Here is a 26,400-nt window from a genome sequence, read left to right as displayed (position 1 = left end):
CTGTAAATTGTAAGAACAAAGGTATTATAAGGCTTGGAGTGCGCTTGAAGTCAAGGGCTTTTTCTAAAATTCCTACAAAACCTACCAGAATACTATAGCATGAATCCGGATGGAGTGCAAACGGTTTGCTCAAAACGCGTGATGTGTACAAAAACGGACGACCCATCTGGAAAACTTTGTGCAATGCGGCAAGCGGTTGACGGCGCACCGGCTTTCGTGTACAATGAACATAACAACGCGCACCGGGCTTGGCCCGGCACAGGCGCAAATTCACCGCAGAGGGTGCAGTGCCCTTTGCGCGGTGCAGACACGGAGGACACGAACGTGACGAAGAAAAAAATTGGCGTTCTGGGTGCAGGTACCTGGGGCATGGCTCTGGCACGGATGCTGTGTGTCAGCGGCAATGATGTGCAGGTGTGGTCGGCGCTTCCGGCTGAGGTGGAGAACCTTTCCGCTACGCGGGTGCACCCCAATCTGCCGGGCATGAAGATCCCGGAAGAGCTGCAGTTTACCAAGAGCATTGAGGAAGTGTGCACCGGCAAGGATGTGCTGCTGTTTGCAGTGCCGTCGGTATTTGTGCGCTCCACCACGGCAAAGGCCCGGCCTTACATCCCGGACGGCCAGATCCTTGTGGACGTTGCAAAGGGCATGGAGCCGGACACCTTATATACCATGACCGAGGTCATCGCCGACGAGCTGAACCGTGAGGGCGGCCCCAAAGGGGTAAAGCTGGTAGCGCTCTCCGGTCCCACCCACGCCGAAGAGGTGGCGCTGGATCTGCCCACCACCATCGTTTCGGCCTGCCCGGATGAAGCCGCTGCCGAGTATGTGCAGGATGTGTTCAGCAACACCTGTATGCGTGTGTACACCAACGCCGACATCAAGGGCGTGGAGCTGAGCGGCGCGCTGAAGAATGTGATTGCGCTGGGTGTTGGCATCTCCACCGGCCTTGGCTACGGCGATAACGCCCGCGCAGCCCTCATCACCCGCGGCATTGCCGAGATCGCCCGGCTGGGCGTGGCCATGGGCTGCAACATCCACACCTTTGCGGGTCTGGCCGGTATCGGCGACCTGATCGTGACGGCGACCAGTATGCACAGCCGCAACAATCGTGCGGGCATTCTGATCGGCAAGGGCAAAAGCCCGGAGCAGGCCGTGAAGGAGGTCGGCATGGTGGTGGAGGGCATCAATGCACTGCCTGCCGCTATGGAGCTGGCAGCAAAGTACAATGTGGAAATGCCCATTGTGCAGACGGTGAACGCCATCGTGAAGGAGGGCATGAGTGCCAGCGACGCGCTGCGCACCCTGATGGACCGCAACCGGAAGAACGAGATGCCGCAGGGCTACGAAAAAGTCTGAATTTTAAGGGAGAAGGCACAGCTGTCTGCAGATGGCTGTGCCTTTTTTGCTGCGCGGCCTGCCCACTGGCCGAAAACACAAAATAATTCAAATTTTTTACCAAAATCAGACGTAAAAGGGTAGAAGGTCGGGAAACTTTCTGCTATACTGAAACAGAACGCAAAAACCGGGGGACGTTTTGTGCACCCTGTCGGAGAGAAAGAGAGGAATCTGCCATGCCGTCAACTTATGCGCACCGCCGCTTTGGCACCAATGTGCTGGAACATCTGCCGGATGAACTGCGTGCTCAGCTGGAACAGAACCGTGAGCTTTACGATATCGGCCTGCACGGGCCGGACCTTCTGTTTTATTACCATGCTGCCAAGTCCAACCCGGTGGGTGCGCTGGGCAATGCCATGCACGAGGAGCCGGGGCGGGTCTTTTTTGACCGGGCGCGCAGGGTGGTGCACTGCGAGACGGATCTGGATGCTGCGCTGGCCTATGCACTGGGTTTTGTCTGCCACTTTGCGCTGGACAGCACCTGCCACCCGTATGTGGAGCAGTTCACCCGGGAAAGCGGCGTGACCCACTGCGAGATCGAGACCGAGTTTGACAACATGCTGCTGCGCCGGGACGGATACGACCCGCTGAAGTTTTTCACAGCCAGCCATATCCACCCGTCGGAACAGAATGCAAAGGCGATCGCGCCCTTTTACGAGGGCATCTCGGAGCAGGTGGCGCTGGACTCGCTCAAGGGCATGATCTCAGTGCACAGGCTGCTGCAGGCATCCAATCCTGTCAAGCGCTGGGTGGTGCTGACCGGCATGAAGGTGGTGGGCAAATACGACATGCTGCACGGCCTTGTGGCAGATCCGCAGCCGAACCCGAAGTGCGTGGAGAGCGGCAAGCGGCTGGAAGAACTGTATGCGCAGGCGCTTCCGCTGGCAGAAACGCTGATCCTGGAATTTGTGGCAAAGCTGGACACGGACCAGCCCCTGAGCAAGGCCTTTGACCACACCTTCGGGGAGTTTTGAGCGGGCACAAAAAATGAGGGTGCACCGCCCGGCGGTGCAGGGAGAGAGTAAAAATGCAAAGCGAAAAATTCAAGGTGACCCCGCTGGAGCGGTCATGGATCCTGTACGATGTGGGCAACTCGGCCTTTGTGCTGATGATCGCCACACTGGTGCCCATTTTCTTTAATGCGCTGGCCGAGGCCGGGGGATTGAGTCCGGTGAACTATCTGGCCTACTGGGGCTATGCAAGCTCGGTGGTCACGGTGATCACGGCAGTGCTGGGGCCGATTTTGGGCACGCTGGCCGATACCAGAGGCTTTAAAAAGCCCATCTTCATGCTCTGCCTGTTCGTGGGCGTGGCAGGCTGCTGTGCCATGGGCCTTGCTACTACATGGCTGCCGTTCCTGATCATCTTCATCCTTGCAAAGATCGGCTTTTCGGGCAGTCTGGTGTTCTACGATTCCATGCTGGGCGATGTGACCACCCCGGAACGCATGGATGTTGTGTCTTCGCAGGGCTATGCATGGGGCTACATTGGCAGCTGCGTGCCCTTTGTGGTGTGTCTGGCGCTGGTGCTGGGCAGCGGGGCCATCGGCCTGAGCCAGATGACCGCCCTTTCCGTGGCGCTGCTCATCACCGCTGTGTGGTGGCTGGGCACCACCCTGCCGCTGCTGCGGAGCTATAAGCAGATCAACTATGTGGAGGTAGAGCAGCACGCCATCCGGCAGAGCTTTGTGCGCATCGGCCACACCCTCAAGCATCTGCGCGAGGATAAGCAGGTGTTCTGGTTCCTGCTGGCCTTCTTCTGCTACATCGACGGCGTGTATACCATCATCGATATGGCCACCGCCTACGGCACGGCACTGGGGCTGGAGACCACCGGCCTTTTGCTGGCCCTGCTGGTAACGCAGATCGTAGCCTTCCCTTCGGCGCTGATCTTTGGTCGGCTGAGTGCAAAATACCCGTCCAGCCAGCTTATCCCGGTCTGCATCGCGGCCTACACCGGCATTGCGGTGTTCGCCTTCTTCCTGACCAGCCAGTGGCAGTTCTGGGTACTGGCCGTGCTGGTGGGCATGTTCCAGGGCGGCGTGCAGGCACTGAGCCGCAGCCACTTTGCCAAGATCATCCCGGCTGAAAAATCCGGCGAATACTTTGGCCTGTTCGACATCTGCGGCAAGGGCGCGTCCTTCCTTGGCACCATGATCGTGAGCGTGGGCAGCCAGCTGACCGGCAGCGCCAATGTGGGCATTGGGATGCTGGCGCTGCTATTTGCAGTGGGCTTTGTGCTGTTCCGGGTGTCCTGCCGGACTGAGGGTGCAAAACAGGTGTAAAAAATACGATTTAAAATTGCCGATGCTTTCGCTTTGGCAATATCAGAGGAAATATTATTTTATAATTTTGCAAACAAGCCAGCCCTGCGGGGCCGGCTTGTTTCCTTTTTCACGGGAAGGGCGCAATGGCAAACGGCATATTGCTGCTGTCAGCTGCGCAGCAGATAAAGTACAAACTTACCCGTACAGCTCGTCGCGTAAGCGACTCGAAATCGGCGGAACACAAAAAATCCTTTAGCGAAGCGATTTGGATTTTTTGTATGGAGCCTAACAGCTTTGGGGTCTAAAAGGGGCGAGCAGCCCCTTTTTCATGGATCCAGCGCGTTGAAATCGCTGTGACCTTGCTGTGCTGAACACACAGCATTTGCTGCGCAAACCGGTCTGCGGCTTAAAAGCCCCACTGGGGCTTTCATGCCCTGCGGGCACCGCCGTCCTTTCTGGTTCTCTTTTGCAACCAAAAGAGAACATACCTGGCGGTAATGCTTTTTACAAAAGGCATTAAACTCAATCTACGCGAAAACGCTCTGTACGGGAAGCAAATGGTTGAAAATCGTCCTTCTGGTTATTATTAACAAACCGGTAATTGTCTTTTTGAGCGGCGAATGATACAATAGTGTCAAACGATTTCAAAACCACAAAGGAGAAAACGAAATGGAACGATTTCCCGGTTATACCCTCGTGCGTACCGAGGACTGCCCTGAACAGCACGGAACCCTGACCGTGCTTACCCACGATGTGAGCGGTGCCACGGTGCTGCTGGTGGAAAATGAGGATACCAACAAGGCGTTTGGCATCGGCTTTGGCACCTTCCCGTCCGATGACACCGGCGTGTTCCACATTCTGGAGCACTCGGTGCTGGCAGGCAGCGAAAAATACCCGGTGACCTCGCCGTTCTTGCAGCTGCTCAAAAGCAGCATGGCATCTTTCCTGAATGCGATGACCTTCCCGGATAAGACGGTCTACCCGTTCGCTACGCCCAATGAGACCGACTTCAAAAACCTGATGGATGTCTATCTGAACGCGGTGTTCTGCCCGCTGGCCATGGTGGACAAGAGCGTGTTTGAACAGGAGGGCTGGCACCGCAGTGCCGACGGCACCGTGAGCGGAGTGGTGTACAACGAGATGCAGGGCGCTCTGGCTGCACCGGATGCTCAGTTGGAAAATGCACTGGAACGGGCCATGTTCCCGGATACGGCCTACGGCTTTGTTTCCGGCGGCGACCCGGCCAGCATCCCGGCGTTGACCTATGAAAAGTATAAGCGGGTATATCACCGCCACTACAGCGCCGACAACTGCTGCATTACCCTCTATGGCAAAATGGATATGGCTGAAAAGCTGGAACTGCTGGACAGGGATTATCTCTCCAAAATGCCCAAGGGCACCAGCCGTCCGCAGCTGACCGTGCAGCACGAGCAGGCGGGTGCCTGCGTGGAACTGCCCTACTATACCGAAAACCCGGAGCCGGACGAGGTGCAGTGTGCTCTGGCATGGTACACCGGTGCCTTTGCAGACCGGGAGCGGCAGCTGGGCGTGGAGATCCTGCTGGATGCCCTGCTTGGCACCAATAACTCCCCGCTGAAGGCGGCACTGCTGGCCGAAAAGCTGGGCGCAGATATTGACATTGGCTTTGACGACAGCACCCTGCAGCCGGTGCTGGAACTGGTGCTGCGCGGTGCCACCGAGGAGAGCGCTCGCAAGTTTGCTGCCGCTGTGCGCAAGGCGGTGGACGGCATTCTGGCCGAGGGCGTCCCGCAGGAACTGCTGTTGGCTTCGCTGAACGCAGCAGAGTTTGCATCGCTGGAGCGCCCGGGCACCCTACCAGACGGCGTGCTGGATGCCATCAACGCTTCCACCGGCTGGCTGCACACCGGCGACCCCGCCCTGCTGCTGCACACGGACAGGCTGTTTGCTTCCCTGCGGGAAAAGATGGCCGCTGGCTGGTTCGATGAGCTGCTGCGTGAGCTGTTTGCACCGGCTCCGGTGCAGGTGGTGCAGGTGCCCACCCTGCCTAAAAAAGAGGAGGGCGAACCCATCCGCACCGATGGCAAGCTTGTGCTGGAGCACCCGCTGACCGTTGCCGACCTTGGCGACGGAGCAAGGACGGCCCCAGGCGAGCGGGAACTTCTGGCCGGTGCGCAGCTGGTGCATCACCCTTCGGCAGGCAGCCTGTACCTGAACTTCTACTATGACCTCGGTAATGTGAAGCCTGAGGACATGCCGTATCTGGACCTGCTGACCGATGTGCTGGACGAGCTGGACAGCACCGAACACACCGCTCAGCAACTGAACACTCTGCGCAGCACATGGCTGGGCGACAGCCGCACCCAGCTGGACATCTGGACTGGGCGGCAGGAGGGTGCACCCTGCCATGCCAAGCTGAGCCTGTGCCTGAGCCTGCTGGAACGCAGTCTGGAAAAGGCTGTGGAGCTGGGCGGCGAATGGCTGTATGATACCATCCTTACCGGCCCGGCGGCAGAAGCTGCTTTTGCACGGGTGCTGAGCCAGCAGAAGTTGAACATGGAACAGCAGTTCATCCAGCAGGGCAATGTATACGCAGCCACCCGCGCCAGTGCCCACTACACGGTGGACGGTGCGGTGAGTGAACGCTGCAGCGGTGTGAGCTATTACAAGTTCTTGTGCGGCGTGCAGGAGCGCGGCAATTGGGCAGCACTGGGTGAAAAGCTGGATGCCCTGCGCACAGAGGTGCTGCAGCACGCGGAGCTGACGGTCAGCCTGTACGGCAGCGAGGATGCCCTTGCAAAGCTGCGCACTCTGCTGCCGGACAGCCGCTTTGCTGCCGAGGGCCGCGCTGCGGCAAAGCCCTATGTGGAGCCGCTGACACCGCCGGTGAACGAAGCGTTTATCATTGACGGCGGTGTGAACTACGATGTACAGGTATGGCCCATGGAGCGCCGCAGCGACCGCAAGGCGCTGGCCCGCGTGATGAGCTACGAATACCTGTGGCACAACATCCGTGAGGTGGGCGGCGCTTACGGCACCGGAATGCTCTCCTCGGACGGCGTGGAATACCTGTACACCTACCGCGACCCCCATGTAAAGGAAAGCTACGACACCTTTGCAAAAGGTCCGGCAGAACTGGCAGCACGGGAGTACACCGAAAAAGACCTGAACGATTTTATTGTGGGTACTGTGGCCAAGCTGGACACCCCCCGCAAGCCGCGTGCTGAGGCCCGCGAGACGGACCGCCGGTATTTCTGCGGCATCACTGATGAAATGATGGCGGCAGACCGCAAGGCCCTGTGTGCGGTGGATGCCGCACTGCTGAAGGAGCAGGCCGCAGAGCTGGGTGCCGCCATGGCAAACGGCGTGCGGGTGGTGTTTGGCAGCAAGGATGCTGTGGAAGCCGCAAAAGACCTGTTTGATACGGTAGAGACCCTGTAAGCAAAGAGCCTTCCATCCCGCCCGGGACATGCTCTGACAGGATAAAAGTGCCTGATGATACGAAAAATGTCATCGGGCACTTTTACTTTTTGTAAAGAAACGGAAAAATTTAAAAAGCAGGGTTGACGCGGCAAAAAAGCAGTGGTAAAGTAATGGGCGGAAAAGGCAAAAAGTGTCTTTTTACAACAGGAAAACGAGGTGGTTGTCATGGAACCTGCTGGCAGTAGCAGCAGTCTTTCTCCCCGATTATTTTATATGATGGCAGCCGCCGTTTCTGCTTTGCGCAGACCCTGCTGTGTGTGAATGCACACGGTGCGTGTTTGCGTTCCCTGAAAAGAAGAAACGAGAGCTGCCACTGAAAAGGAGGCAGCTTTTTTATGTCTGAAATCTCGATCGATACCCTCAAGACCATGCTGGCAAATCTGGACGATGCCAAGAAATACCAGAGCCTGCGGGATGTGATGGAAACTCTGCCCGCGCCCGACCTTGCGGCGGTATTTGAGGATCTGCCTGCAGAAAAGCTCCCGGTGCTGTTCCGTCTGTGCCCGAAGGATCTGGCCGCAGATGTGTTCACCGAACTGACCCCTGAGACCCAGCAGAAGCTGATCGACGGCCTGACCGATACCGAGCTGAAGGCTGTTGTGGACGAACTGTTCGTGGACGATGCCACCGACCTTGTGGAGGAAATGCCTGCCAACGTGGTCAAGCGCATTCTGGGTCAGGCCGACCCCACCACCCGCCGCATGATCAACGAGCTGCTCAAGTACCCGGAGGACTCGGCCGGCGGCGTGATGACCACCGAGCTGATGGAGCTGCGGCCGGACATGACCGTGGCACAGGCTATGGAGGCCATCCGCAGGAATGGCTTTGACAAGGAGACCATCAACAACTGCTATGTGACCGATGACAGCCGCAGGCTGATCGGCGTGGTGTCCCTGCGGGCGCTGGTGCTGGCAAAGAACACAGAAGAGCCTATCAAGGACCTGATGGATTCCAATGTGGTCAGCGTGAGCACCACCACCGATCAGGAGGATGTTTCCAACCTGTTCGAGAAATACGGCTTTCTGGCTATTCCGGTGGTGGACGCCGAGAACCGGTTGGTGGGCATCGTGACCATTGACGATGCTATCAGCATCCTGCAGGACGAGGCCAGCGAAGATATTGCAAAGATGAACGCAATCGGCCCCTCCGACAAGCCCTACTTCAAGCAGAGCATGTGGGATCTGTATAAGAGCCGTGCGCCGTGGCTGCTGTTCCTGATGATCAGTGCCACCTTCTCCAGTCTGGTCATTCGCGGATACGAGGATGCACTGGCCGCTGTGACCGTGCTGACTGCATACATCCCCATGCTGACCGATGCAGGCGGCAACGCGGGCAGCCAGAGCACCTCCACCATCATCCGCGGCATGGCAGTGGGCGACATCCAGCCCCACGATCTGCCCCGCATCCTCTGGCGCGAGAGCCGCGTAGCCCTGATGTGCGGCGGCACGCTGGCCGTATGCAACTTTGTAAAGCTGCTGGTGTTTGACCGCATCGCGGCTCCGGTGGCGCTGGTGGTGTGCCTGACTTTGATCTGCACTGTTCTGCTCTCGCAGCTGATCGGCGGCATTCTGCCGGTGGCGGCAGAAAAGCTGCATGTGGATCCGGCCGTGATGGCTTCACCCCTGATCACCACCATTGTGGATACCACCACGCTGCTGATCTACTTCAACATTGCAAAGATGCTGCTGCATCTGTAAAAGATACTCGGATCGGGATGCCCGGAGGCTCAGGAAAGCTTCCGGGCATTTTCTTTGCAAAAGGCGGGCGGCAGGAACCGGGAATGACAGGCGATTTTCAGAAAATTGCAGAAATGAAGCGAAAAAATGCGGAAGAACAGGGATGAACTATTCCTGAAAATATTTTTCAAGATATACAAGAAATGAAAAAGCTGCAAAAACCGGACGATGCAACATTTTGTAATCTTTTTGAGAGAAAAATGACATAATTTTTTTGCTTTTGTAGGGAGGTTGCAAATGTATGAAAAATTGTGATGTTTCGAGAAAAGAAATTGGCGGGCCCAAAAAGCATTTGTTGAAATAGCACAAAAGAACTCCTTCAATCTTGTGAACTTGTTCTCTTGAACAGTGGGGTGCTGCAAGGGTATAATACGAACAGGAATTACAGGTGCATGCAAGATTGCTCCTGTGAAAATGCTGAGATACGAATTGAAGGAGAACATTATTATGAAAATGATTTCGCGTCGTGACTTCCTGAAGGCATCTGCTGTTGTGGGCGCTACCGCTGCTATGACCGCTTGCGGCGGCTCTTCCAGCACTTCTACTGCTGCTTCTTCTGTTGCTGCATCTTCTGCTGCTTCCAGCGCTGCTGCAACCAACGGTTCCGCAAACATCGGCGTGTGCATCTATCAGTTTGCTGATAACTTCATGACCCTGTACCGCTCCGATCTGGAAGAGTACCTGAAGGACATGGGCTACTCCGTCACCATCATGGACGGCAAGAACGACCAGAACACCCAGACCGAGCAGATCAACACCTTCCTGCAGCAGGGCGTGGACGTGCTGGTCATCAACCCCGTGCAGACCACTTCCGCACAGACCATCGTTGATACCGTCAAGCCCTCTGAGACTCCTATCGTCTTCATCAACCGTGAGCCCGACAAGAGCGTTCTGGACTCCTACGCAGACAAGTGCTGCTACGTTGGTGCTGACGCACGTCAGTCTGGTACTTATCAGGGCGAGCTGATCCTGGAGACCGAGACTCAGGGCGATATCAACGGCGACGGCAAGATCACCTACATTATGTGCAAGGGCGACCCCGAGAACATCGATGCTCAGTACCGCACCGAGTACTCCATCAAGGCCCTGACCGATGCAGGCAAGGAAGTTGAGTGCCTGTACGAGTACCTGGACAACTGGGATCAGACCACCGCTCAGCAGGACGTTGCAAACGCTCTGTCTCAGTACGGCGACAAGATCGAAGTTGTCTTCTGCAACAACGACGCAATGGCACTGGGCGCTCTGCAGTCCATCCAGCAGGCTAACCGCACCGTCGGCAAGGACATCTATCTGGTTGGTGTCGATGCACTGGCTGAGGCTGTTCAGGACGTTCTGGATGGCAACATGACCGGTACCGTTCTGAACGATGACGTGGGTCAGGCTACTGCAGCTGCTGAGGCTACCAAGCTGTACGTCGAAGGCTCCAAGGTCGAGCAGTACTACTGGGTCGACTATGTGAAGGTGACCAAGGACAACGCTTCCGAGTACGCGAAGTAAGACCAAAGTTTTCCTGAAACAATGCAAGGTGCGCAGTGGACCTTGACGGCTTGAGCAAAGCTATAAAGCGCGTGCGTGCGAGAAATATTCTCCGCGCACGCGCCTTGTTTTGAAAAAAGGTTTTTCTGCGGCCCGATGATAAACGACAAGGAGGCTCTGCGGAATGTCAGAATACCGTCTGGTAATGAAAGGCGTGGTCAAGACCTTCCCCGGCGTCAAAGCGCTGGATCACGCCCAGTTGGAGCTTCGCCCCGGTAAGGTCATGGCGCTGATGGGTGAAAACGGCGCCGGTAAGTCCACCCTGATGAAATGCATGTTCGGCATTTACAAGATGGACGAGGGCGAAATTGAATACGAGGGCGAAAAAGTTACCATCACCACCCCTCTGGATGCACTGAACCGCGGCATTGCCATGGTGCATCAGGAACTGCAGCCGATTCCGGCACGTACTGTGGCCGAGAACATCTGGCTGGGCCGCTACCCCACCAAAAAGTACGGTCCTATTACGGTGGTGGATCACGCCAAAATGTACAAGGATACGGAGGAGCTGCTGAAAAAGCTGAAGCTGGAGATCAATCCCCGTGCAAAGCTTGGCTCTCTGAGCATCGCACAGATGCAGATGGTGGAAATTGCAAAGGCTGTTTCCGCAAACTGCAAGGTGCTGATCCTGGACGAGCCCACTTCCTCACTGACCGCAAACGAAGTTGAGTCGCTGTTCCGCATCATGCGCGAGCTGAAGGCTCTGGGCGTGGCACTGGTCTATATCAGCCACAAGATGGACGAGATCAAGGTGATCGCGGACGAAGTCACCATCATGCGCGATGGCCAGTACATCGGTAAGTGGGACGTTGCCAACATGACCAAGGAAGAGATCATTGCAAAGATGGTCGGCCGTGAGCTGTCGAACCTGTATCCCCCGCTGGAGAACCATCCCTCGGACGAGGTGATGATGAAGGTGGAGGACTTTACATCCATTCATCCGCGCTCCTTCCGCCACTGCAGCTTCGAGATCAAAAAAGGCGAGATCCTGGGCGTGGCCGGTCTGGTGGGCGCACAGCGCACCGAGCTGATGGAAGGCATCTTCGGCCTGCGTGCCCATACCTCCGGTAAGGTGTGGATCAAGGGCGAAGAGGTGAACATCAAGCAGCCCCGCGACGCCATCCAGAAGAGCGTGGCTCTGCTGACCGAGGACCGCCGTGCCACCGGCATCATGGGTGTGCTGAGTGTTGCGGATAACATCTCCATTGCATCGCTGGATGCCCTGCGCAAGGGCCCCATCATGCTGGACGACAAGAAGATCCTGGATCTGGTGGCTACCAACAAGGAAAAGATGGCCATCAAGGTGCCCAGCCCCAAGACCCAGATCAAGAGTCTTTCCGGCGGCAACCAGCAGAAGGTGCTGATCGCCCGCTGGCTGGCCAACAACCCCGATGTTCTCATTCTGGACGAGCCTACCCGTGGCATCGACGTTGGTGCAAAGTACGAGATCTACTGCATCATCGCCGATCTGGCCAAGCAGGGCAAGAGCATTATCATGATTTCCTCTGAAATGAGCGAGATCATCGGTATGTCCAACCGTGTCATGGTCATGTGCGATGGCCGTATCACCGGCTTTATCGACGGCAAGGACGCTACGCAGGAGAACATCATGGCGCTGGCTACCCAGTTCGAGACCGCACCTGACGCAGCTGCGGCAAATCAGTAATTAAGGAGGCTGTCTATCGTGGAAGCTACCAAAAAATTGAATGGCAAGGCTGTGGGCAAGTGGCTCAGCAACAACGCCATTATTATGATGATGCTGGCCATCACTCTGATCGTTGGCATCATGCACCCCAACTTCTTCTCCGGCACCAACATGATCAACCTGTTCAAGAACGTGTCCATCCGCTACATCATCGCGCTGGGCATTTCCGGCTGCCTGATCACCACCGGTAACGACCTGTCGGCCGGTCGTCTGGCTGGTTTTGCCGCCTGCCTTGCCTGCATTTTTGCGCAGACCGAGGGCGCATCCGGTAAGTTCTACCCCAACATGCACACCCTGTCCACCCCCGTGGTGTTCATTCTGGTTATTGCCATCTGCGCCATCGTGGGTCTGTGCAACGGTCTGGTGGTCAGCTACCTGAAGGTGCAGCCCTTCATTGCTACCTTGGGTATGCAGCAGGTGGTCTACGGTATCTGCCTGGTGTACACCGGCGGTACCCCCATCGGCTCTTTGAACAAAAACTTCACCTCTCTGGCCTCCAACACCATCATCGGTGTGCCTGTGCTGATCTGGATCGCTCTGATCGTGGCCGGGTGCTTCTGGTTCCTGTACAACAAGACCCGTCACGGCAAGTACATGTACGCCATCGGCGGCAACGAAGCTGCTGCTGAGGTGGCCGGTGTCAACGTCAACGCCACCAAGATCCGCATCTACATCCTGGCTTCCTGCATGTTCGGTCTGGCAGGCTGCCTGCTGGCTGCAAAGTCCGGCGGCGCATCCGTCAACACCGCACAGGGCTATGAGCTGGACGCCATCGCAGCCTGCACCATCGGCGGTGTTTCCACCACCGGCGGTGTCGGCACTGTGCCCGGCGTTCTGGTCGGCGTTCTGGTCTTTGAGCTGATGAAGGTGGCGCTGCAGTTCATGAACGTGAACTCCTCCTACACCTACATCGTTCAGGGCCTTGTCATTATCGTGGCTGTGGCCATCGATATCCGCAAGTATCTGGCAAAGAAGTAAGAGCTTTTTCTGTGGGTCGTCTGCTTTTGGGCAGGCGGCCCGCTTTTTTTATTTGCATTTGTGTGGTATCATAAAGAAAAACACCATCAGGAGGTACGTTATGGCACAGGAAAAACAGACGCCCGAAGAGCGCGAGGCTGAGCTTGCCCGGCGGGAAGCTGCTCTTGCGGCCCGGGAAGCACAGCTTGCACAGGAGCAGGCAGAGTTGGCCGCGCAGAAGGTGGATTTTGAGGAAGGAAAAAAGAGCCTGCTCAACAACGGCGACAAAAACTTTGTGAATGCGAAAGAAAAGATGTACGATCATTTTCCGCTGACCGTGCACCAGATGGATATTATCATCGGAGTGCTGTTTGCACTGATCGCACTGTTCCTTGTGCTGGGGGTGACCCATACCAGTTTCTTCGGGCTGTTCGGAGGGTAAGTGCATTCCTTTTCTGCAGCAGGTGATTGCATTTCATCCGCAATATGCGTATAATTTAGGGTAAAAGCTCTGCCGCACTGCGGCGGCAGGAAGAGGAGTGGTGATCTTGAAAAAGAAATGGCTCGCGGCGGTGCTGGCCGGAGCTTTGCTGGCAGCAGCACTGCTGAGCGGATGCTCGTCGGTGGAGACCGTTAAACGGCTGCGCTTCGGTGTGGCTGGCGAGGGCGGCATCTACCGGGAGTTCGGTGAGCGGTTCGCAGCATTGGAAAACGAGACGGACAACGGGCAGGTGGAGCTGAAGGCTACCGCCGGTTCCGCAGCGAACCTGCGTCTGCTGGCCGGCGAATACCTGCAGCTGGCCATTGCACAGGCAGACCTTGTGCAGGATGCCTATGATCAGACCGGCATCTTTGCCGACGAGGAGGAAAGCCGGGGCTTTGGTGCCGTGGCGGCGCTGTACACCGAGACCTGTCAGGTGGTGGTGCGGGCGGATTCCGACATCCAGTCCATTGAGGACCTGCATGGCAGGACGGTGAGCATTGGCGCGGAGGAATCTGGTTCGGAGCAGAACGCGCGGCAGATCTTATCTGCCTATGGTCTGAACGACAAGATGGTGAGCATGGTAAACCTGAACTATGAGGATGCCGCTGCCCAGCTGAAGGCGGGCAGGGTGGATGCCATCTTTATGACAGTGGGCGCGCCCAGCCCGGTGCTGACCGCTCTGGCAGGCGAGTGCGGCATCCGGCTGCTGAACGTGGACGGTGCGGCAGCACAGCGCCTGCAGAGCGCTTACAGCGCCTACAGCAGCGTTACGCTGCCGGCAGGCACCTATCCCGGACAGACGGAGAAGGTGCAGACGGTGGGCGTGAAAGCCGTTCTGCTGGCCAGCAACGCGCTGCCTGCAAAGCAGGTGCAGCAGCTGACACAGCTTCTGTTCTCCAGCCGGGAAGGGCTGGAAGAGCAGCTGGGCATCCCGCTGGACCCGGAGGAAAACGCAGTAGAGGGCGTTGGCATCCCGTTTCATGCGGGTGCGGCCGCATATTATAAGGCGGCAGGAATTACGGTCGATGAAGCGGCTGGGAACTGAGGGAAAGTAGAGCAATGAAGATCGAATTGGATATGTATCAGACACTGGCCGTTGCTGTGCTGGTGCTGATGCTGGGCAAATTTTTGCGGGCAAGGGTGCAGGTGCTGGAACGTTTCTGCATTCCGGCTCCGGTCATTGGCGGCGTGCTGTTCGCCATTTTTACCTGTGTGTGCTATGTGACCGGCGTTGCCGAGTTTGCATTTGATGATATTCTAAAGGAAGTCTGCATGGTGATGTTTTTCACCTCGGTGGGCTTCCAGGCAAACCTCAAGGTGCTGAAAAGCGGTGGAAGAGCGATGATCGTGTTTCTGGGCGTGGTCATCGTGCTGATCGTCAGCCAGAACTTTGTAGCCGTGGGGCTGGCAAAGCTGCTGGGCGTGGATGCGCTGGTGGGCCTTTGCACCGGCTCCATCCCCATGGTGGGCGGCCACGGCACCGCCGGTGCCTTTGGCCCGGTGCTGGAGGACTTTGGCATTCAGGGGGCCACCACCCTGTGTACGGCAGCGGCCACCTATGGCCTGATCGCGGGCAGCATGATGGGCGGCCCCATCGGCAAGATGCTCATTGAGCGGCACAACCTGCTGGCCACGGTGGTACCGGAGGATGACAGCCTGCTGGTGGAAGAAGAAATGAAGCACGAGCGCCACACCACCATGTACCCGGCGGCAAGCTTCCAGCTGATCGTCGCCATGGGCATCGGCACGGTGCTGTCCAGACTTCTGAGCCTGACGGGCATGACCTTCCCCATCTATATCGGTGCCATGATCGCGGCGGCCATCATCCGCAATGTGGGTGAGTATGGCGGCGGCTACACCGTGTATATGGGCGAGATCAATGACATTGGCGGCATCTGCCTTTCGTTGTTCCTGGGCATGGCCATGATCACCCTGAAGCTGTGGCAGCTGGCAGAGCTGGCCCTGCCGCTGATCGTGCTGCTGGCCGGGCAGACCCTGTTCATGATCCTGTATGTGGTGCTGGTGGTGTTCAACATCATGGGCCGCGATTACGACGCGGCGGTGATCGTATCCGGCACCTGCGGCTTTGGCATGGGCGCAACGCCCAACGCTATGGCCAACATGCAGGCCATCTGCGATAAATATTCGCCCTCGGTCAAGGCGTATCTGCTGATCCCGCTGGTGGGCAGTCTGTTTGCGGACTTTCTGAACAGTCTGGTCATTACGGTGTTCATCAATTTTATCTGAAGCTGATCTTTACAGTTCGGGCGGGCTTCCGCACCGGGAAAGGAGACGTGCAATGTCGCTTTATCACCATCTGAAAACGTGGCTCGGAAAAAAGCGGGAGCATCCCCATGAGGAAGAAACCGTGGCCGTGCCGGAAATCCATACCGGCAAGGTGGCACATCATACGGATGCGGACGGCACTCCGGCGGCAGATAAGCCGATCCACTATGATAACGTGGCTATCCCGGAAGTGCATATCCACCCGCGGCGCAAATAACCCCGATTGCTAAAAAAGAATAGTTCCACGCCGGACAGCCCGGAGCGAATGCGCAGGCTGTTCCGGATCACAGGAAGCAGAAAAGCTCCCGTCCATCATCAGGACGGGAGCTTTTTTGCTTGCGGTAAGATCAGCGGCTTAGAGGAACACGTACTTGAGGATGAACAGCACGGTCAGCACATACATCAGGGGGCTGATCTTCTTTTCCTTGGCCTTGCCGGTGACGACGTTAATCAGGGTCCAGGAGATAACGCCGATGGCGATGCCCTCGGAAATGCTGTAAGCGGTGGGCATGGCCAGAATGGTCAGGAAGGCGGGGATGCCCTCGCTGGGGTCATTGAAGTCGATCTTGACGGCGGAACCCATCATGTAGAAGCCCACGATGATCAGGGCCGGAGCCGTTGCAAAGGACGGGATGGTGAGGAACAGCGGGCTGAAGATGGTGGCCAGCAGGAACAGGATGCCGGTGGTCATAGCGGTCAGACCGGTGCGGCCGCCCTCGGTAACGCCGGAAGCACTCTCGACGAAGGTGGTGGTGGTGGAAGTGCCCAGCACAGCGCCTGCGCAGGTGGCGATGGAGTCGGCCATCAGTGCGCCCTTGATGTGGGGCAGCTTGCCGTCCTCGTCCAGCATGTCGGCCTTGGAGGCAACACCGATCAGGGTGCCCAGAGTATCGAACAGGTCAACGAACAGGAAGGAGAACATGACGGCAAAGAAGTTCAGGATGCCAACGCCGGAGAAATCGGTCTTGAACACCTGACCAAAGGTCTTGCCCAGCGCGGAGAAGTCGAAGCTGACAAAAGCGGTGGGAATGACGGAGTACATGCCTGCATCGGGGTTGGGAACATAGATGCCGGCGATCTCGCAGAGGATGCCCAGCACCCAGGTGATAAGAATGCCGTACAGGATGCCGCCCTTGACCTTCTTTACCAGCAGGATGGCGGTGATCACGATACCCAACAGGGCAAGGATCGCGCCCATGCCCACGCTGGAGAAGGTGTCGCCCTTGAAGTGCTGGTAGGTGACGAGGGTGGAATCGCTGTTGACGATCAGCTTTGCGTTCTGCAGGCCAACGAAAGCAACGAACAGGCCGATGCCCACGCTGACGGCGCTCTTCAGGGTCATGGGGATGGCATTGAAGATGCCCTCACGGACATTGGTGAGGGACAGCACGATGAAGATGATGCCCTCTACAAAGACGGCCATCAGGGCCAACTGCCAGCTGTAGCCCATGGTGAGAACGACCGTGTAGGAGAAGTAGGCGTTCAGGCCCATGCCGGGTGCCAGTGCAAACGGATAGTTGGCAAGCAGAGCCATAAGCGCAGTGCCAACAAAGGATGCCAGCGCGGTGGCGATCAGAACGGCTTCCGAATCCATGCCGGAAGCAGAAAGGATGTTGGGATTGACCGCAAGGATGTAAGCCATGGTCATGAAGGTGGTGATACCTGCCATGATCTCGGTCTTGACATCGGTGTGGTTCTCCTTCAGATGAAAGATGTTTTCTAACATGAGGAACCTCCTGATTCAGATAAAACATCCCGTCCGTGCGTGGGACGGGAAAGAACAGAACCTATTGTAACATTTTACAAAAGCATTTGTCCACAGAATAAACACACTTTTTTCATTTTCTGTCCAAAAATCGCAAATGAGTATGACTTTGAAGGTTTTCTGCGGGTCTGCCACAAATTTTGATGGAGAAAAAACACTGCTTTTGAAAAGATACGAAACAGCGATGAATTATAAGGGATGAAAGTATACGAATCGGATTCTTAAATTCAAAATATACGCTATGGCCCTGTAAAAGTGCACACTGTCGGGAAAGCAGCACCAGTGGTATCCTTTTGCCATAGCCCAGCACACCAGGGCGGAAAGGAGCTGATACCCAACACCATGGGGCAGACAAAACAGGCCAGAGGGCTGGCCAGCCTGAGCCGAGCCACGGACACCCTGAGCACCCTGCTGGCACAGCAGGTGCGGGAACTGAATGCCCGGCAGAAGGCGGCAAAAAAGGAAGGCGCATCGGGAGCAGGCACCATGAAAGACCTCAAGGAGGCCACGGCGGTGCTCAAGGATCTGGCCGGTGTAGCCAAGACCCTGAACGATCAGGGGGCACAGGCAGAAGGAGCGGAGTGCGGCGTGGTGCTGCTGCCGACGGTGGAGGAAGAACCATGAGCATTGTACAAGCAAGAGTGCCGGTGGTCTGGCGGCCCCAGCCGCGGCAGGCCGAATTTATGAGCCGCCCGGAACCGGAAGCGCTGTACGGCGGTGCAGCAGGCGGCGGCAAGAGCGACGCGCTGGTGATCGAAGCGCTGCGGCAGGTGCACATTCCGCACTACCGGGCGCTGATCCTGCGCAAGACCTACCCGCAGCTTTCCGATCTGGTGGACAAGAGCCAGGTGTACTACCACAGGGCGTTCCCGCAGGCACAGTACAACGCCACGGCCCATGTGTGGAACTTCCCCAGCGGGGCAAAAATTTACTTTGGCTCCATGCAGTACACCAAGGACCGTACCAATTATCAGGGCAAGGCCTTCGATTTTATCGGCTTTGACGAGCTGACCCACTTTGAATGGGAAGAGTACAGCTACATGATGAGCCGCAACCGTCCCACCGGCCCGGGCACCCGGGTGTACATGCGGGCCACCACCAATCCCGGCGGCATCGGCCACGGGTGGGTGAAGGCACGGTTCATCACGCCCGCACCACCCGGTACGCCTATCACCGAAGAATACACGGTAAAGCTGCCGGACGGCACCGAACAGAAGCTGCAGCGGGCGCGGGTGTTCATCCCTTCCAGCATTTTTGATAACCCCGCCCTGCTGGCAAACGACCCCGGCTACCTTGCAAGCCTTGCCAGTATGCCGGAAGCAGAAAAGCAGGCGCTGCTCTACGGCAGCTGGGACAGCTTTTCCGGGCAGGTGTTTACCGAATGGCGCAACGACCCGGCCCGCTACGAAGACCAGCGCTGGACCCATGTGATCGCACCGTTCACCATCCCGAAACACTGGCAGATCTACCGCGGGTTCGACTTTGGCTTTTCCAAGCCGTTCTCGGTGGGGTGGTACGCAGCGGACGAGGAGGGGCGGCTGTACCGCATCAAGGAGCTGTACGGCTGCACCGGCAGGCCGAACGAGGGCCTGCGCATCGACCCGGTGGAACAGGCCCGGCGCATCCGTGAGGCAGAGCAGAACGACCCGCTTTTGCGCGGCAGGGTGATCCACGGCATTGCCGATCCGGCCATCTTTGATGAGAGCCGCGGCGAGAGCATTGCCGCTATGATGGAGCGCAGCCCGAACTTCCTGCGCTGGTCCCCCGGCGACAACACCCGGCTTGCGGGCAAGATGCAGTTCCACTACCGGCTGAATTTTGATGCGGACGGCAGGCCGATGTTTCAGGTGTTCAATACCTGCAAGCACTTTATCCGCACGATCCCGAACCTTGTGTACGACGAAAGCAACGTGGAGGACATCGACACCCGGCAGGAGGATCACATTTACGACGAGTGCCGCTATGTGCTGATGGAGAACCCTATCAGCCCGCCGGTGCGCTGTGCTGCGCCGCCCATGCCCGACGACCCGCTGAACCTGCACAAGCGGGCAAGATTTTACAGAATTTAAAGGAGAAACGCAATGGACGATTACGAGAACGAAGCTTTGCCCGTGGGTGAAGCACAGGTGGCCGAGGCCATGCAGACCTTGCAGCGGTACAAGGCGGGCAAGGCTGCGCTGGACAAGCGTATTGTGGATAACGAGCTGTGGTTCCGCATGGGCCACTGGAAGAACTACCAGAATCCCATGATGCCCGGCAAGGCTCAGCCTTCCAGCGGGTGGCTGTTCAACAGCATTGCCAACAAGCACGCCGATGCCATGGACAACTACCCGGAACCGAACGTGCTGCCCCGAGAGGCAGATGACGAGGACACCGCACGGGCACTTTCCAGCGTTTTGCCGGTGGTGCTGGAACAGGCTGACTACGAGCAGGTGTACAGCGACTGCTGGTGGCGCAAGCTCAAACAGGGCACCGGCGTGACCGGTATCTTCTGGGACCCTGCAATGCGCGGCGGCATTGGCGACATTGCGGTGCGCAGCGTGAACCTGCTGATGCTCTACTGGGAGCCGGGCGTGGCGGATATTCAGGCATCGCCGGACTTTTTCAGCCTGAGCCTTGAGGACACGGCCCGGCTGTGCGCGCAGTACCCGCAGCTGGCAGGACACACCGCTAGCGTGCTGGACGTGCCCCGGTACATCCACGATGAAGGGCAGGACACTAGCTCCAAGAGCGTGGTGGTGGACTGGTACTACAAGCGCCCGGATGAAACGGGGCGCATGGTGCTGCACTACTGCAAGTTCTGCAACGGCGTGGTGCTGTACGCCAGCCAGAACGACCCGGCGCTGGCAGAAAGCGGCCTGTACGACCACGGGCAGTACCCCTTTGTATTTGACCCGCTGTTCGTGGAGGAGGACAGCCCGGCGGGCTTTGGCTACATCGATGTGATGAAGGACTGCCAGACCGCCATTGACAAGATGAACCATGCCATGGACGAGAACGTGCTGCTGAGTGCAAAGCAGCGGTATGTGCTCAGCGATACGGCAGGGGTCAACGAGGAAGAGCTGGCCGATTTCAGCCGGGACATCGTGCATGTGGTGGGACGGCTCAATGACGACAGTTTCCGTCCGCTGCAGACGGCGGGCCTGCAGGGCAACAGCCTGAGTTACCGCCAGAGCCGCATTGAAGAGCTGAAGGAGATTAGCGGCAACCGGGACATGACGCAGGGCGGCACTGCCGGAGGTGTGACCGCAGCCAGCGCCATTGCGGCCTTGCAGGAGGCAGGCAGCAAACTCAGCCGCGATATGCTCAAGAGCGCCTACCGTGCTTTTGCAAAGCAGTGCTATCTCATCATCGAGCTGATGCGCCAGTTCTACGACGAGCAGCGGGTATTCCGCATCGTGGGCGAAAGCGGCGAGAGCCGGTTCGTGCCCTTCTCGGCGCAGGCGCTGCGGGCGGTGCCCGGCGGCAGCGTGGGCGGCGTGGAACTGGGCAGCCGGGAGCCGATCTTTGACATCGTGGTGAGCGCCGCCAAGAAGAGCACCTTCAGCCGCCTTTCCCAGAACGAGACGGCCAAGGAGTGCTATCAGCTGGGCTTTTTCAAGCCGGAAAATGCCGATGCCGCCCTTGCGGCACTGGAAATGATGGACTTTGAAGGCATTGAGAAGGTGCGTCAGAGGGTGCGGCAGAACGGCACCCTTGCCCAGCAGCTGGCTAGGATGCAGCAGCAGATGGCACAGATGGCGGCGGTGATCGCCCAGCAGGGCACCGGGCCTGACGAACCGGCCCGCAGTGCAGGCGGTGCATCTGCGCAGAAGGACGGGCAGGCGGTAAAGCTGGCGGGCCTTGGCAATGCCCTGCCGGTGGCCGCCGCTGCACGTGCCATGGACATCCATTAAAAAGGAGGTGAATTTTATGATGAAAGTTTGTTACAGCGAGATGGATACCCCCGCCGGGCTGAGCTGTCGGCTGGAAGCTGCCGGTCATGCAGGCTATGCGCCTGCCGGGCAGGACATCGTTTGTGCAGGAGCCAGCACCGTGATGCAGGGCCTTGTGTACCTGCTGGCCGGGGAAGAGAACGCCCACAGCGAAGCCTTTGATGAGCCGGATGGCCCGCGTCTGGCAGTGAGCGTGGATGCGCCCTGCGAAGAATGGGTGCGCGGTGCCTTTGAGCTGGCCAAAGCCTGCTTTGTGCTGCTGGCCGAACGCTACCCGGAGAATGTCCGCTTTGCAGATGTGAGCCGCAGAGGAAAGGAGAGCATGATGGATCTGCAGCTGTTTGCAGCGGAGGCGACCGCCGCCTGCGGCGGAAACAGGGAGCCGAGGCTGGGGCAGCGGCCAGCAGAACACGAGTGCCGCTCAAGGCACGAAGTGGACGCTGGGAGCCGCAACCCGTGGGGAGCCTTTATGCTACAGCTCTTTGCAGAGGGAGAAGCCGCTCCCCCTGCCCTGAGCGAAGCGCAGACCCGGCAGGCGGTGGCCTCCGGCACCATGAAGCCGGACGAGGCAAAAGCGCCCGCTGTGCCGCAGGCTTCGGCAGAGAAAACCGTAGAGCTGCAGCCGGAAAAGCCTCGGCAGGAACTGCCTGTGCAGCGCCCGGAACTGCCGCCGCTGTCCAGCTTTGCCCGCAGCACACAGGCTGCTGTGCACAGCCTGCATGCCCGCTGGGCGGCAGAGGAAGCGGCCATGCGCCGCAGCCAGCCGGACTTCGACCTGCAGGACGAGCTGCGCAGCCCGGAGATGCGCCGCCTGATGCAGCTGCCCGGCATGAGGGTGCGGGATGCGTACCGTCTGGCCCACTACGACGAAAACCTGCGCACTGCAGCGCAGGCTGTGGAGCAGGGCGTGGTGGAACGCATTCAGCAGCGGGCCGCACGGCCCACCGAAAACGGCATCCGGCCCGGCGGCGCGGCTACCGTCCGCCCGGATGTAGCCAGCATGACCCGCGCCCAGCGAGAAGCACTGGAACGCCGTGTGCTCCACGGAGCACAGATCGAATTGTGACTATTTTACAAGAGAAAGGAATATGAGCATGAACAAGAATTTCAACATCCAGCTGTTTGCGGAAAACCTGAACACCACCGCTACCATGTCGAAAGAGATGAAGACCTTCTATGAGAAGCGCCTCATCGATCAGGCAGAGCCGCGTCTGGTGCACGACCAGTTTGCGGACTACTACCCTGTGCCCCAGAACGGCGGCAAGACCATTGAGTTCCGCAAGTACGACAGCCTGCCCAAGGCATCCACTCCGCTGACCGAGGGCGTGACCCCGAACGGTCAGGCACTGAATGTGACCACCATCACCAGCGATCTGCACCAGTACGGCGGCTGGACTCCGCTGACCGACGTGCTGCAGATGACCGCCATTGACAACAATGTGGTGCAGGCCACCCGTGTGCTGGCAAGTCAGGCAGGCCGCACCATGGACAGCATTACCCGCGATGTGCTGGCGGGCGGCACCAATGTGATCTATGCGCCCAAGCTGGCCGCAGACGGCACCGAGACTGCCGTTGCCAGCCGCAAGGCACTGGACAAGACCTGCACCCTGACCCCGAAGCTGTTCTTTCAGGCAGCGGCACAGCTGGGCGCGATGAACGCCGACCCCATCGGCGACAGCTACATTGCCATCATCCATCCCTACGCCGCCTACGACCTGAAGACCAGCAAGGAGTTCATTGAGGTGCACAAGTACGCCGACCCGGACACCATGTTCCGCGGCGAGATCGGCAAGCTGGGCAACATCCGCTTCATCGAGACCAGCGAGGCCAAGATCTGGAAGGATTCCACCTGCCCGGACGGTCTGGCTGTGTTCGGCACGCTGGTGCTGGGTGCCCACGCCTACGGCGTGACCGAGCTGGAAGGCGGTGGTCTGGAGCACATCGTCAAGCAGCTGGGCTACGGCGACGACCCGCTGAACCAGCGCGCTTCCGTGGGCTGGAAGGGCATGCGTGCGGCAGAGCGTCTGGTGGAGCAGTACATGGTGCGCATTGAAAGTGCGTCCAGCTATTCCGCCACCGCTGCTGCAAACTGAGGAGGCGTGAGCCATGGCTGAAAAGAAAAATGTGCGCATCCGGCTGTTCAAGGATAACAGCCACTACAAGGGCGATCTGTTCGTGAGCGTGAACGGTGTGAACTATAAGATCCGCCGCGGCGTGGAGGTGGAAGTGCCGCCCGAAGTGGCCGAGGTGCTGGAGCACAGCCAGATGCAGGATGAGCTGACCGCCGCCCGCATTGCGGCGGCAGAGAACGCCGCCCAGTAAACCCGAAACAGACAAAAAGCCCGGCTGGGGAGCCTGCCCGGCCGGGCCTTTATAAAAAGGAGAGTGAACATATGACCGTAGGACAGGCGCTGGAACGCGCCGAAGAGCTGCGCCCGGGCAGCCGCATTGCGCTGGCCACCCGGCAGGCGTGGCTGAAGGAAGCAGACGCGATGCTGCGGGAACGCTTTTTTAAAAACAGCATCACAGATGCATACGACGATGTGGGCGCAGACCTTGCATGGGACGACAGCCTGCAGGACGACGATGTGCTGCTGGCACCGGCACCTTTTGATGCGCTGTATCCGCATTATCTGTGTGCCATGACCGATGCGGCCCTTGGTGAGACCGACCGCTACGTCGGGGAGCAGGCCCAGTACAACAGTCTGCTGGCAGATCTGGCGGCGTGGCTGCGGCGCAGCTACCCGACCCTGACGGGTGCCCAGTGGCGCTGGTAAGGAGGTGAGAGCATGGTTCTGGCAAACAGAGCGAAGCTGCAGAACAGCCGCAGTCTTGTGCGGGTATTCGGCGGGCTGAACGAGACCTATGCCTGCTCGGAAGCAGAGTACAGCGCGGGCGTGAATTTTTCTGCCCGGGATTTCCCGGCGCTGAGCACCCGCAAGCCGCGCCGCAAGCTGAGGGAGTTGACCGGGCTGAACGGCATGTATCACCTGAACGGGCTGCTGACCGTCTGCGGGAAGGATCTGATCTACACGCCGGATGCCGACGGCGCGAACCCGGTGACCTGCACCGAGGCAGTGACCGACGGCAAAAAGGCACTGGTGGGCATTGGTACAAAAATCCTGATCTTCCCGGACAAGGTAGCCTTTGATACAGCGGACGGAAGTGTTTCGGCACTGGGAGCTGTGTGGCAGGCAGAGGGACAGAGCGTGCAGTTTGCACCCTGCGATGCCGCGGGCAAGGCCTACGAGGTGAGCGGTTACGGCAAGGAGGAACCGGAGAAGCCTGCAGACGGACAGCTCTTTTTGAAGGTGGAGGACGAGGAGCACCCATGGGCCAGCACCAGCACACTGGAAGAGTACAGCGCATCCTCCGGCAGCTGGACGGCAGTGCCCCTGGAATACTGCCGCATCACAGCGGCGGGCGCGCAGAGGCTATTTGCCCAGTGGGACACCGTGACCGTGCAGGGCACGGCAGCACAGCAGGCTGGCATGTGGACAAAGCTGGACGGGGATCTGGTAGTTTACGATGTGCTGGAAAACGGGCTGCGCGTGCGGGTAAGCCCGGAGGGAGATCATGTTTACGGCACGCTGGTACAGAGCGCCGAGAGCGCCCAGTGGACCAGCTTGGACGGCAAGGAGACACGCAGCTTTGCGGTGAGCACGCCGGTGCGGATGGAACGCCGCGTGCCGGATCTGGACTACGTTACCGAGTGCGACAACCGGGTATGGGGCTGCAGCAGCAAGGAAAACGTGATCTATGCCTGCCGCTTAGGCGACCCCACCAACTGGTTTTCCTACCGGGGCATTGCGGCAGACAGCTACGCAGTGACGGTGGGCAGCGATGGTGCGTTTACCGGCGCGGCCACATGCATGGGCTATGCGCTGTTCTTTAAGGAGAACACACTGCACAAGCTCTATGGCTCCAAGCCTTCGGATTTTCAGCTCACCTCGCTGCGCTGCCGGGGCGTTGCCAAAAACGCGGCGCGCAGCCTGTGTGTGCTGAACGAGACGCTCTATTATCTTTCGCCGGACGGAGTGATGGCATGGGACGGCAGCATTCCAACAAAAGTGTCCGGCGCGTTGGATTCGGGCCGACTGGCCAATGTGCAGAGCGCGGTGGGCAGTGCGCTGGATGGTCGCTATTACCTGCATGTGGCCCGCACGGCGGCAGGCGAAAATACGGCAAGGCTGCTGGTGTACGATACCGAGCGCGCGCTCTGGAGCGAAGAAAACGTGTGCTCCTACGAGATGACCAGCACCGGCGGACAGCTTTATCTGTGGGACGGGCAGGCACTGTGGGCCGCAGATCCCAGCCGCGAAGCGGACTGGCAGGCCACCGACGGTGTGGAGGAAAAGCTGAACTTTGAGCTGACCACTGGTGACATTGGGCTGGACGGGGCCGAGGACCGGTATCTTTCCCGACTGACGCTGCGGCTGGATGCCGAGTGCAGCAGTACGGTGGAGGTGGCCGCCAGCTATGACGGCGGCCCATGGGAGACGGTGGCAAGCCTGACGGCACAGGACAAGCGGCGCAGCTTTGATCTGCCGTTCGTGCCCCGGAGGCACGGCACCCTGCGGCTGCGCCTGAAGGGCAGGGGACAGATCACCCTGCGCAGCATTGCAAAAACAATGGCCGCTGCCAAGGGCGGCATTGCAGGCGGGGAGGTGTGACGAATGGCAAGCGTGATGGGCATTAACAAGATCGGCCTGCCCAAGCTCAGCGAGAATATGGACCCGGAGGATGCCCGTGCCCTGCGCAGCTACCTGTACCAGATGCAGGAACAGCTGCAGTATGTGCTGAGCAATCTGGACGTTGAGAATATGTCCGACGAGATGCGCACGAAACTGCAGAATTTATAAGGAAAGGA

General features: G+C 58.6%; 22 protein-coding genes. 21 read left to right on the top strand and 1 reads right to left on the bottom strand.

Annotation, left to right across the window (positions count from 1 at the left end; all coding sequences use genetic code 11):
- Nucleotides 1-183 precede the first annotated feature (183 nt).
- The 12 genes from ACGHP1_RS12435 (at nucleotide 184) to ACGHP1_RS12380 (ending at nucleotide 16,047) form a co-directional block, all read left to right on the top strand.
- Nucleotides 184-1,359 (top strand): NAD(P)H-dependent glycerol-3-phosphate dehydrogenase, encoded by a 1,176-nt coding sequence (locus ACGHP1_RS12435; RefSeq protein WP_097775068.1) that lies wholly within the window; start codon nucleotides 184-186, stop codon nucleotides 1,357-1,359.
- 215 nt (nucleotides 1,360-1,574) lie between these two features.
- Entirely contained in the window at nucleotides 1,575-2,372 is a 798-nt protein-coding gene (locus ACGHP1_RS12430; RefSeq protein ID WP_390509529.1) for a zinc dependent phospholipase C family protein, read from the top strand.
- 53 nt (nucleotides 2,373-2,425) lie between these two features.
- Nucleotides 2,426-3,682 (top strand): MFS transporter, encoded by a 1,257-nt coding sequence (locus ACGHP1_RS12425; protein ID WP_154256043.1) that lies wholly within the window; start codon nucleotides 2,426-2,428, stop codon nucleotides 3,680-3,682.
- A 651-nt stretch (nucleotides 3,683-4,333) separates the two neighbouring features.
- Nucleotides 4,334-7,084 (top strand): insulinase family protein, encoded by a 2,751-nt coding sequence (locus ACGHP1_RS12420; protein WP_390509527.1) that lies wholly within the window; start codon nucleotides 4,334-4,336, stop codon nucleotides 7,082-7,084.
- 377 nt (nucleotides 7,085-7,461) lie between these two features.
- The gene (mgtE, locus tag ACGHP1_RS12415; RefSeq protein WP_390509526.1) at nucleotides 7,462-8,823 is read left to right on the top strand and encodes a magnesium transporter; all 1,362 of its coding nucleotides are present in this window, start codon (nucleotides 7,462-7,464) and stop codon (nucleotides 8,821-8,823) included.
- Between the two features lie 486 nt (nucleotides 8,824-9,309).
- The gene (locus ACGHP1_RS12410) at nucleotides 9,310-10,359 is read left to right on the top strand and encodes a substrate-binding domain-containing protein (protein ID WP_044954073.1); all 1,050 of its coding nucleotides are present in this window, start codon (nucleotides 9,310-9,312) and stop codon (nucleotides 10,357-10,359) included.
- Nucleotides 10,360-10,522: 163 nt separating this feature from the next.
- Nucleotides 10,523-12,064: a sugar ABC transporter ATP-binding protein gene (locus ACGHP1_RS12405; protein WP_390509525.1), complete on the top strand. Its 1,542-nt coding sequence runs from the start codon at nucleotides 10,523-10,525 to the stop codon at nucleotides 12,062-12,064.
- A gap of 18 nt (nucleotides 12,065-12,082) precedes the next feature.
- The gene (locus ACGHP1_RS12400; RefSeq protein WP_097775075.1) at nucleotides 12,083-13,081 is read left to right on the top strand and encodes a beta-methylgalactoside transporter; all 999 of its coding nucleotides are present in this window, start codon (nucleotides 12,083-12,085) and stop codon (nucleotides 13,079-13,081) included.
- 100 nt (nucleotides 13,082-13,181) lie between these two features.
- Nucleotides 13,182-13,502, top strand: coding sequence for a hypothetical protein (locus ACGHP1_RS12395; protein WP_120080910.1), 321 nt, complete (start codon nucleotides 13,182-13,184; stop codon nucleotides 13,500-13,502).
- 100 nt (nucleotides 13,503-13,602) lie between these two features.
- Nucleotides 13,603-14,589, top strand: a complete 987-nt coding sequence (locus tag ACGHP1_RS12390) for a TAXI family TRAP transporter solute-binding subunit (RefSeq protein WP_390509524.1) — start codon at nucleotides 13,603-13,605, stop codon at nucleotides 14,587-14,589.
- A 14-nt stretch (nucleotides 14,590-14,603) separates the two neighbouring features.
- On the top strand, nucleotides 14,604-15,791 hold the full coding sequence (gene gltS / locus ACGHP1_RS12385; RefSeq protein WP_097775078.1) for a sodium/glutamate symporter: 1,188 nt from the start codon (nucleotides 14,604-14,606) through the stop codon (nucleotides 15,789-15,791).
- Between the two features lie 52 nt (nucleotides 15,792-15,843).
- Nucleotides 15,844-16,047 carry a hypothetical protein gene (locus ACGHP1_RS12380; RefSeq protein ID WP_097776394.1) on the top strand — a complete coding sequence of 68 codons (204 nt, stop codon included), beginning with the start codon at nucleotides 15,844-15,846 and terminating at the stop codon, nucleotides 16,045-16,047.
- A 138-nt stretch (nucleotides 16,048-16,185) separates the two neighbouring features.
- Here the strand turns inward: ACGHP1_RS12380 and ACGHP1_RS12375 are convergent, their stop codons facing one another.
- Nucleotides 16,186-17,556, bottom strand: coding sequence for an NCS2 family permease (locus ACGHP1_RS12375; protein WP_223388913.1), 1,371 nt, complete (start codon nucleotides 17,554-17,556; stop codon nucleotides 16,186-16,188).
- A gap of 381 nt (nucleotides 17,557-17,937) precedes the next feature.
- On the opposite strand from ACGHP1_RS12375, the gene ACGHP1_RS12370 reads away from it, so the two are divergent.
- The 9 genes from ACGHP1_RS12370 to ACGHP1_RS12330 all read left to right on the top strand — a co-directional run bounded on the left by ACGHP1_RS12370 (nucleotide 17,938) and on the right by ACGHP1_RS12330 (nucleotide 26,392).
- Nucleotides 17,938-18,219: a chemotaxis protein gene (locus ACGHP1_RS12370; protein ID WP_097775081.1), complete on the top strand. Its 282-nt coding sequence runs from the start codon at nucleotides 17,938-17,940 to the stop codon at nucleotides 18,217-18,219.
- The gene (locus ACGHP1_RS12365; protein WP_097775082.1) at nucleotides 18,216-19,664 is read left to right on the top strand and encodes a phage terminase large subunit; all 1,449 of its coding nucleotides are present in this window, start codon (nucleotides 18,216-18,218) and stop codon (nucleotides 19,662-19,664) included. Before ACGHP1_RS12370 ends, ACGHP1_RS12365 begins: the two co-directional genes overlap by 4 nt.
- Before the next feature lie 12 nt (nucleotides 19,665-19,676).
- Complete coding sequence (locus ACGHP1_RS12360) at nucleotides 19,677-21,491, top strand: hypothetical protein (protein WP_120020516.1); 1,815 nt, start codon at nucleotides 19,677-19,679, stop codon at nucleotides 21,489-21,491.
- Between the two features lie 16 nt (nucleotides 21,492-21,507).
- A complete protein-coding gene (locus tag ACGHP1_RS12355) occupies nucleotides 21,508-22,596 on the top strand; it encodes a ribosomal-processing cysteine protease Prp (protein ID WP_390509522.1) in 1,089 nt (362 codons plus the stop codon).
- Nucleotides 22,597-22,618: 22 nt separating this feature from the next.
- Complete coding sequence (locus tag ACGHP1_RS12350) at nucleotides 22,619-23,623, top strand: N4-gp56 family major capsid protein (RefSeq protein WP_005944630.1); 1,005 nt, start codon at nucleotides 22,619-22,621, stop codon at nucleotides 23,621-23,623.
- Nucleotides 23,624-23,636: 13 nt separating this feature from the next.
- Entirely contained in the window at nucleotides 23,637-23,852 is a 216-nt protein-coding gene (locus ACGHP1_RS12345; protein WP_390509521.1) for a hypothetical protein, read from the top strand.
- A 71-nt stretch (nucleotides 23,853-23,923) separates the two neighbouring features.
- Nucleotides 23,924-24,307 (top strand): hypothetical protein, encoded by a 384-nt coding sequence (locus ACGHP1_RS12340; protein WP_005944627.1) that lies wholly within the window; start codon nucleotides 23,924-23,926, stop codon nucleotides 24,305-24,307.
- A 12-nt stretch (nucleotides 24,308-24,319) separates the two neighbouring features.
- Nucleotides 24,320-26,203 carry a hypothetical protein gene (locus tag ACGHP1_RS12335; protein ID WP_097776398.1) on the top strand — a complete coding sequence of 628 codons (1,884 nt, stop codon included), beginning with the start codon at nucleotides 24,320-24,322 and terminating at the stop codon, nucleotides 26,201-26,203.
- Nucleotides 26,204-26,206: 3 nt separating this feature from the next.
- Nucleotides 26,207-26,392: a hypothetical protein gene (locus ACGHP1_RS12330; RefSeq protein WP_005944623.1), complete on the top strand. Its 186-nt coding sequence runs from the start codon at nucleotides 26,207-26,209 to the stop codon at nucleotides 26,390-26,392.
- The last annotated feature ends 8 nt before the right edge of the window (nucleotides 26,393-26,400 follow it).

It is taken from the genome of Faecalibacterium sp. i21-0019-B1, assembly GCF_042852915.1.
Taxonomy (GTDB): Bacteria; Bacillota; Clostridia; order Oscillospirales; family Ruminococcaceae; genus Faecalibacterium; species Faecalibacterium taiwanense.
This window is presented reverse-complemented; position numbering and strand designations above follow the sequence as displayed.